Source organism: Pseudanabaena sp. 'Roaring Creek' (assembly GCF_001402795.1).
Lineage (GTDB): Bacteria > Cyanobacteriota > Cyanobacteriia > Pseudanabaenales > Pseudanabaenaceae > Pseudanabaena.
In genome coordinates this window covers 1-7,779 of record NZ_LIRE01000323.1, presented here as the reverse complement: position 1 = coordinate 7,779, position 7,779 = coordinate 1, and the positions used below count along the sequence as shown (strand labels likewise).

At 44.6% G+C, this 7,779-nt stretch carries 7 protein-coding genes; 3 read left to right on the top strand and 4 right to left on the bottom strand.

All coding sequences use genetic code 11. The annotated features are described in order from the left end of the window. Positions 1 to 149: 149 nt before the first annotated feature. Complete coding sequence (locus tag AC805_RS10990; protein ID WP_055075478.1) at positions 150 to 1,055, bottom strand: type IV pilin-like G/H family protein; 906 nt, start codon at positions 1,053 to 1,055, stop codon at positions 150 to 152. An 80-nt stretch (positions 1,056 to 1,135) separates the two neighbouring features. Between AC805_RS10990 and AC805_RS10985 the strand changes: the two genes are divergently transcribed. Then, positions 1,136 to 1,915 (top strand): formylglycine-generating enzyme family protein, encoded by a 780-nt coding sequence (locus AC805_RS10985; RefSeq protein WP_055075477.1) that lies wholly within the window; start codon positions 1,136 to 1,138, stop codon positions 1,913 to 1,915. 27 nt (positions 1,916 to 1,942) lie between these two features. Here AC805_RS10985 and AC805_RS10980 read toward each other — a convergent pair whose 3' ends face one another. From AC805_RS10980 to AC805_RS26225, 3 genes are all read right to left on the bottom strand, one after another. Further along, on the bottom strand, positions 1,943 to 2,503 hold the full coding sequence (locus AC805_RS10980) for a dCMP deaminase family protein (RefSeq protein WP_055075476.1): 561 nt from the start codon (positions 2,501 to 2,503) through the stop codon (positions 1,943 to 1,945). Between the two features lie 269 nt (positions 2,504 to 2,772). Beyond that, a complete protein-coding gene (locus AC805_RS10975) occupies positions 2,773 to 3,954 on the bottom strand; it encodes an amino acid ABC transporter permease (protein WP_055075475.1) in 1,182 nt (393 codons plus the stop codon). A 260-nt stretch (positions 3,955 to 4,214) separates the two neighbouring features. Then, a complete protein-coding gene (locus tag AC805_RS26225) occupies positions 4,215 to 4,361 on the bottom strand; it encodes a hypothetical protein (RefSeq protein WP_197278698.1) in 147 nt (48 codons plus the stop codon). Positions 4,362 to 4,723: 362 nt separating this feature from the next. Here AC805_RS26225 and AC805_RS10970 point away from each other — a divergent pair, with 362 nt between their 5' ends. Together AC805_RS10970 and tkt are read left to right on the top strand one after the other, a co-directional pair. After that, a complete protein-coding gene (locus tag AC805_RS10970; protein ID WP_055075474.1) occupies positions 4,724 to 5,425 on the top strand; it encodes an MgtC/SapB family protein in 702 nt (233 codons plus the stop codon). Between the two features lie 114 nt (positions 5,426 to 5,539). Then, positions 5,540 to 7,543, top strand: coding sequence for a transketolase (tkt, locus tag AC805_RS10965; protein ID WP_055075473.1), 2,004 nt, complete (start codon positions 5,540 to 5,542; stop codon positions 7,541 to 7,543). The last annotated feature ends 236 nt before the right edge of the window (positions 7,544 to 7,779 follow it).

The following is a 7,779-nucleotide window of genomic DNA, read 5'->3' as shown; positions in this document are numbered from 1 at the left end:
TATAGTTGTTTTAAATAACTTGTAGACGGGCTTCGACTTCGCTCAGCCCTCGGTGTAAGCTAGCTGAGCGAAGTCGAAGCTGTAGTTTTTATTTGAATTATCTATAATTCTTGGGTTTTATGTCCTAGTACATTTGGCGACAGCTATATTTACGGATCGATGAAAGTGTACTTATCTGGACATCGGTATCCTTCATCCTGATTTTGCGGCTTTGATGCAATTTCTTTCGTTGCAAGATTGCTTTCACACATTATTAATTTGGTGGCTTTTTGTCCATTTTCTCCAGAGATCGTATAGATAATTCCTGTATAGGCTTTCAATCCATCTTTTACGGGAATAGCGCTATTCTGCACCATTAATTCAGAGCCTTCTGTGAATAGATTGATTTTGTATGTATAAAGGTCTGAGTCTAGCTGTAGTCCAGATTTGATTTGATTGATATCTGTCGAGAATTGTCCCTTTTCTTGAAATATTTGCTGTTGCGATCGCAGAATTGCGCGAATAGAAGCTTTACCTTCGTTCTCACGGATCGAAGCTGTGGAACTAGTGAGATCTACTGACTTAAGTATTTTAATATCGCCATCAATGGTCATGCGATCAGAAATCTTTGTTAACTGTTGTGGTTGCCAGCCTAAGTCATCGGGGCGAATCCGCTCGGGAACTGTGTTAGCTATTTTTAATAAGCCATTGCGATCAACTTCATAGATCGTTTGAGTCGTGAGATCGCCAAAAACGAAGTCGAGTTGTTGGGGATTCGTATGAGGATTCGCTTTGAATTTCCCAGCGATCGCTATTTTGCCCGACGATAAATCGTTAGAGAAAATATATACATTTCCATCTATATCATTTTGGGTTTCAAAAACTGCCGTACCTATTTTGCCTCCATCGGAATTTTTAAATTCCCAAGTTCCCGCTAACTTTTGGGTTGAGGCATCTCGAACGCGATCGCTTGTGGGATTGCAGCTAACCAGTAATCCTGAAACTAGCCCTGAGGTAAAAAAGACAAAGGCGATTGATTGATTAGCAACCGCTCTCTTAAAAAATATGTTGAACATGTGATATTTAAATTAGAAACGCCATATAATCTAGACTTATTTAGTAAAATATTACAAATTTTTAGGGGCTAAGTTTGGTTATGAGAAGCAATCTTGAACAATTGTATTGCGAGCATTTAGGGGAAGACAGCTTTTTAGAGTTGTTACTTATTTCTGAAGGTAAGTTCATGATGGGAACTTCCTACAAGCATGAAGGTTATAACAGTGAAAAACCGCAACAGCAAGTAAATATCTCTTCATTCTATCTTGGGAAATTTCCAGTTACGCAACGACAATGGCGGTCGGTCGCTCGATTGCCAGAAGTTGGCAGTGCACTCAATCCTGATGTTTCCCACTTTAAGAATGAATTTGCGCCTGTGGATAATGTCTCATGGGCAGATGCGATCGAGTTTTGTAAAAGGCTGCGTAAGCTGACCAAAAAAGCTTATCGCCTACCTAGTGAAGCAGAATGGGAATATGCTTGTCTAGGCGGGAAATCAACTCGCTATTCCTTTGGGGAGGAAATTAGTACGGATCTTGCCAATTATGATGGTAGTCTTCAGTATGATTCTAACGCAGCTATAAAATATCGCGAGGGAACTACTCCTGTTGGAACCTTTCCTGCCAATGATTTTGGGCTCTATGACATGCATGGCAACGTCTGGGAGTGGTGTGCCGATCCTTGGCATGAAGATTATCGGGGTAGACCTGCCAATGGCTCAGTTTGGGAATTGGGAGGAGATATGCAATATCGTGTACTTCGGGGCGGTTCTTGGAAACATGATCAATGGGAATGTAGAGCGGCAAATCGGCGCAAAGACCCCTTTGTGAATTGGTACAACTACTATGGATTTCGGATTGCGCTCTCCGCAGACCAATGACAATTCATTGACAACAGTCTTTTGGGATTAACCAGAGAATAAGCGCAATTCAGACGTAGGGGAGTTCAGAAATAAATTCGCTCTTTGGAGAACGGATGGTGATATTTGAATTTGCTTAAGAACCACTAATCCTTCATCTACAAAGGATTGGCATAGGGCGGCGTTGTTACCTTTATTAAAGGTTGTTTCATAATAAACTTCGCGAATGCCTGCTGATACCACTAACTTTAAACAGGAAATACAGGGTTCTAACGTGACGTAAATACTCGCGCCATCAGTAGGAATGCCATGCTTAGCTGCTTGGGCGATCGCATTGGCTTCAGCGTGAACGGCTCTTGAGGGAAATTCTTTGCTGGCATCGCAGGTAAGAACGTTGGGATAGCAATAACCTTGAGTAGTGCAATGAACGGAACCTGAGGGCGAGCCATTGTAGCCCGTAGCTAGCACCTGCTTATCCTTGACAATAACTGCCCCGACTGGAAAAGCCAGACAGGTCGATCGCATAGCCGCGAGTTTGGTCAGCAGCATAAAATACTCGTCCCATGTGGGTCGTTGTTGAAATGCTACCTTATCGATCGCTTCGGTCATGGTTAATGGAGGGAGATAGGATTTGCAAGATGGCGCAAAATAGTTTACCGCACAAGTTATCCCCAAGCTGAAAATGGCGTAGCCATTTTCAGCTTGGAAAGCCCTGACTGGGTTTGGTTTTTAATTCACAAAAGTGTGACAACACTTTTGTGAATTGGTATAAGTAGCTAGGCATAATTAAAGACCAAAGCCAGAGATCATACCGCCCGCACAGCGGGCGGTATGATCTTCTGGGTTTTAAGTTTACTTATGCCTAGCTACTTAACTACTTAGTTTTGAAATTTTTTTTCTAATTTTTGACTGGCTTGAGAAAGGGAAAAACAGAATATCCAATAGATCAGAGCGACAAATAGATAGACTTCGGCATAGCGTCCGATAAACTCTGGCTGGGATAATACAGTCCGCGATATACCCATGAGATCGACTAAACCCACGATCGCTACTAGGGAAGTGTCTTTAAACAATCCTATAAACTGTCCGACAATCGCAGGAATGGAAGCTTTAAGGGCTTGGGGTAAAATGATTAAAGCAATTGTCGAGGGGATACCGAGCCCCAATGCTCGCGCCGCCTCCGCTTGCCCTTTGGGAATAGACTGTAACCCCCCACGCACATTTTCCGCCAGATAAGCCGCACTAAACAACACAAAGGCGGCGATCGCCCTTAAAACGCGATCGATTTCCAAACCTGCGGGTAAAAATAGGGGCAACATTACCTGCGCCATGAATAAAATGCCGATTAAGGGCAATCCCCGCACAATCTCAATATACAAGATACAAAATAATTTGATGAGAGGTAGGGTGCTTTGTCTGCCTAAAGCTAATAAAACTCCTAGGGGAAAGGAGAAGGTGATACCAGAGATGGCGACGATTAAAGTGAGGACTAATCCATTCCACATATTTACATCAACGGCTGATAATCCTAAATTCCCACCAACTAACCACAGGGATATAGGAAAAGATGCAAACCAAGCGATCGCTAAAAGGAGAGAACTTTGGGTAAATCTTTTGCTCTGTTGTCCGATGACAAAGCCAATCGCGATCGTCCCGCTAATTGCCAAGGTTAAACCTCTAAAGAGGAGGTCAACTGGGAGTAGGATCGTAAGGGTAACAGACAAGGCTCCAATCGCGATCGCGACAGAGCGACTAAATCTCCCCCACACCCCCCAAGAAATACCAGCAAGAGTGCCGACTAGCGCTAAAATTCCCCACAATCGCCAAAATTCGGTTACGGGATATAGCCCTACTAAAAATAGACGCAGGTTGCTACTAACCACTGACCACTGGGCTATGGTCGTCGCCCAAATCAATGCTCCGCCAACAACTTGGTAAAGCAACCAGAGACAAAAAATTGTCAGTAAACTATTAACCCAGTTACTAAATAGATTTTTCCTCATCCATTGCCAAGGACTTGGTGCTGCTATGGTTGGCTGTCCAGTTAGGTTTTGCGTCATAGAGAGGCATCTGTATGATTTTTTGCGTGATTTGATTTACTAAGTAGCTGCAACCCAGAATCAAAACCTGTATAGCACGCGCAGCGTGCTATACAGGTTTTTTGGGCTTTATGTTTAATTGCGCCTAGCTATTTAGTTATTGCACTTAGTCGTCGTACTTAGTCGTCGTACTTAGTTGTCGCTAAGTATATCAGGACATAAAACCGAAAAGAGAATTACAGCGCAAAGCGCTGTAATTCTCTTTTCGGTTTAGAAGGAATTTATTTGTTATTCTCGGAAGCGGGATCGCCCTTGTAGGGTTGGGCTCCTGTAGCAGGAAAATTGTCTTGACTAGGGCTGAAAATCCTCGCGATCGCATCGCTTAAATATTCCACCGTATTCATGAATGTTTGTTTTAAGCCGTTCATAACTATCACCTTTAAGGAATATCTAGAGAACTTTATTTAGGATTATTTTCATATCCATATATATGTTAATACCTATATTGTTAGGGATCGCTGATTTTAAGCTGCCGTAATAATTATTTGAGTTTCGACATATGTCGCTATGAAATTCATTAATACCAAATCACAAAATGGCTACGCCATTTTGTGATTTTAAAAACCTTACTGGGTTTGGTTTTCAATTCCCAAAAGTGTAGCCACACTTTTGGGAATTGGTATAATTCTACTGGAACTGCGAGTGTTCTGGGATACTCTACTGTGTTGCAAAATCATTGTAGGTTCAACTATCTGGAGCAACCAAGCTATAAGGATATATTGACGTAAACATGACTCTATTAGAATTTACGATTCGACTAGTAGCAGCTTTTGTCTTAGGCTCTCTACTGGGATTAGAAAGACAATGGCGGCAAAGAATGGCTGGACTGAGAACAAATACTCTTGTGGCAACTGGTGCAGCCATATTCGTAATGTTGTCAGCATCCACCACGGGTGATTCTAGTCCTACGCGCATTGCGGCTCAGGTGGTCTCAGGAATTGGCTTTTTAGCAGGTGGCGTAATTTTACGGGAGGGTTTGACTGTACGCGGACTGAATACTGCGGCAACTCTCTGGTGTGCGGCAGCGATCGGTGCAACTTCTGGGGCAGGATTATTGATGCACGCTGTCATTGGCACAGGTATGGTACTACTTGCCAATGTGGTATTAAGACCTATAGGATATCGCATTAATCAACAGCCCCTCAAAGGTACAGAGTTAGAACTTTGTTATCGCTGTGACGTGATCTGCCGTACCAATGATGAAGCACATGTTCGTGCTCTGTTATTACAGTCAATTGAAGGTAAAAAACTCAAGTTGCGATCTTTATTTAGTGAAGATATGGCTGAACAATCTGATCGTGTTAGTGTTGAAGCTGAAATGGTGACGCAGGAACGCAACGATTCACTATTAGAGCAGGTTGTTAGTCGCCTCAGTCTAGAATCAGGAGTGCTGTCTGTAAATTGGCGAATCATTGAGCAAGAATTTGGTTAAGCGATCGCAAATTGAGTAAAGCGATACCAATTATTAAAATTTGTTATTGTTATGGGACAGTTTTGAGGGAAAATATACCTGATTGAGTACAAATTTTCTTAAGCAATTGTAACTATGGTCGCTGCACCCTCGAAACCTCAAACTCTTGAGACACTCTGCATTAACTCCATCCGCTTTTTGTCGATCGATGCGGTCGAAAAAGCAAAATCTGGTCACCCCGGTCTGCCGATGGGCGCAGCACCAATGGCTTTTGTGCTGTTCGATCAGTTTTTAAAGTTTAATCCTAAGAATCCTAAGTGGGTAGATCGCGATCGCTTTGTCCTCTCCGCAGGACATGGTTGCATGTTGCAATACTCTTTGCTCCACTTGACTGGCTACGACAGCGTCACCATCGAAGATATTAAGCAATTCCGTCAGTGGGGCAGCTCCACCCCTGGACATCCTGAAAACTTTGAAACCGCTGGTGTAGAAGTTACTACAGGTCCTCTCGGTCAAGGTGTTGGTAACGCCGTTGGTTTGGCGATCGCCGAAGCCCACTTGGCGGCTCGTTTCAACAAACCAGGACACAATATCGTCGATCACTATACCTATGTCATCCTCGGCGATGGTTGCAACATGGAAGGCATTGCTTCCGAAGCTGCTTCCTTGGGTGGTCACCTCAAGCTCGGCAAGCTGATCATGATGTATGACAGCAACAGCATTTCCATCGATGGCAGTACCGACCTCGCCTTTACCGAAGATGTGGGCAAGCGCTACGAAGCCTACGGTTGGCACGTTGTGAAAGTTGCTGATGGTAACGAAGATCTCGATGCGATCGCTAAGGCTCTGGCTGAAGCCAAATCCGTCACCGACAAGCCTAGCTTGATCGTGGTTACTACCACCATCGGTTATGGCTCTCCTAAGAAGGCTGGTACTGCTGGCGTTCATGGTGCGGCGCTTGGTGGCGATGAAGTTGCCGCGACCCGCGCTAATCTCGGTTGGGAATACGAGCCCTTTGACGTTCCTGCCGATGCACTTAGCCGTTTCCGTCAAGCGATCGATAAGGGCGCTAAGGCTGAAGCTGAGTGGAACGAGCGCTTTGCTGCTTACGAAACTGCTTATCCTGCGGAAGCTGCTGAATTCAAGCGGATTATGGCTGGCGAACTTCCTGAAGGTTGGGAAAAGGCTCTCGAACCAGTCGCCCAAAAGGAAACCTCAACTCGTCTGCTTTCTGAAGCTTGCTTGAATGCATTGTCTCCCGTACTTCCTGAATTTTTGGGCGGTTCCGCTGACTTGGCTCACTCCAACATGACCTATGTTAAAGGGCTAGCTGATTTCCAATACGGTTCCTACGAAGGTCGTAACTTCCGTTTTGGCGTTCGCGAACATGGTATGGGCGCAATCATGAATGGGATGGCGCTGCACGGCGGTACGATCCCCTACGGTGCGACCTTCCTCGTATTTGCTGACTATATGCGTGGCGCGATGCGTCTCTCGGCACTAGCAGAAATCGGTGCTTTGTATATCCTGACCCACGACTCCGTAATGCTCGGTGAAGATGGTCCCACCCACCAACCCGTAGAAACCATTGCTTCCTTGCGTGTAATTCCTAACTCCTTGACTATCCGTCCTGCGGATGCCAATGAAACTGTGGCGGCTTACCAAGTGGCGATCGCTAACCGCAAGCGTCCAAGCTTCCTAGCCTTCACCCGTCAAGGTGTGAAGAACCTCGCTGGTACTTCCATCGAAGGCGCGAAGAAGGGTGGTTACATTGTCGTTGATGCTCCTAATCCCGAATTGATTATCATCGCTACTGGTTCCGAATTAGCTCTAGCTGTAAAAGCTGCGGAAATCTTGGCTGCTGAAGGTAAGGCTGTTCGAGTTGTGTCGATGCCTTCTCAAGAACTCTACAATGAGCAATCCGACGAGTATAAGGAATCTGTACTTCCTGTCTCCGTCAAGAAGCGCGTCAGTGTTGAAGCTGGTAGCACCTTTGGCTGGCACAAGTATGTTGGCTCTGAAGGCGCAGTGATCGGTATGGATACCTTCGGTGCTTCGGCTCCTGGTCCAGTTGTTTACGAGAAGTTTGGCTTCACCGTTGATAACGTCGTAGCTACCGCTCGTAAGGTTCTCGGTTAATTACATAAATCACATAAAGAAGCATTCCTTTTAGAAATGCTTCTCAAACAAAAAAAGCGCACTATGTGCGCTTTTTTTGTTTTTTGTCAGTAAATTCCATTATCTTTTTTGGACTACCCGAAACAGGTAGTATAGATAATTCAAATAAAAACTACAGCTTCGACTTCGCTCAGCTAGCTTACACCGAGGGCTGAGCGAAGTCGAAGCCCGTCTACAAGTTATTTAAAACAACTATA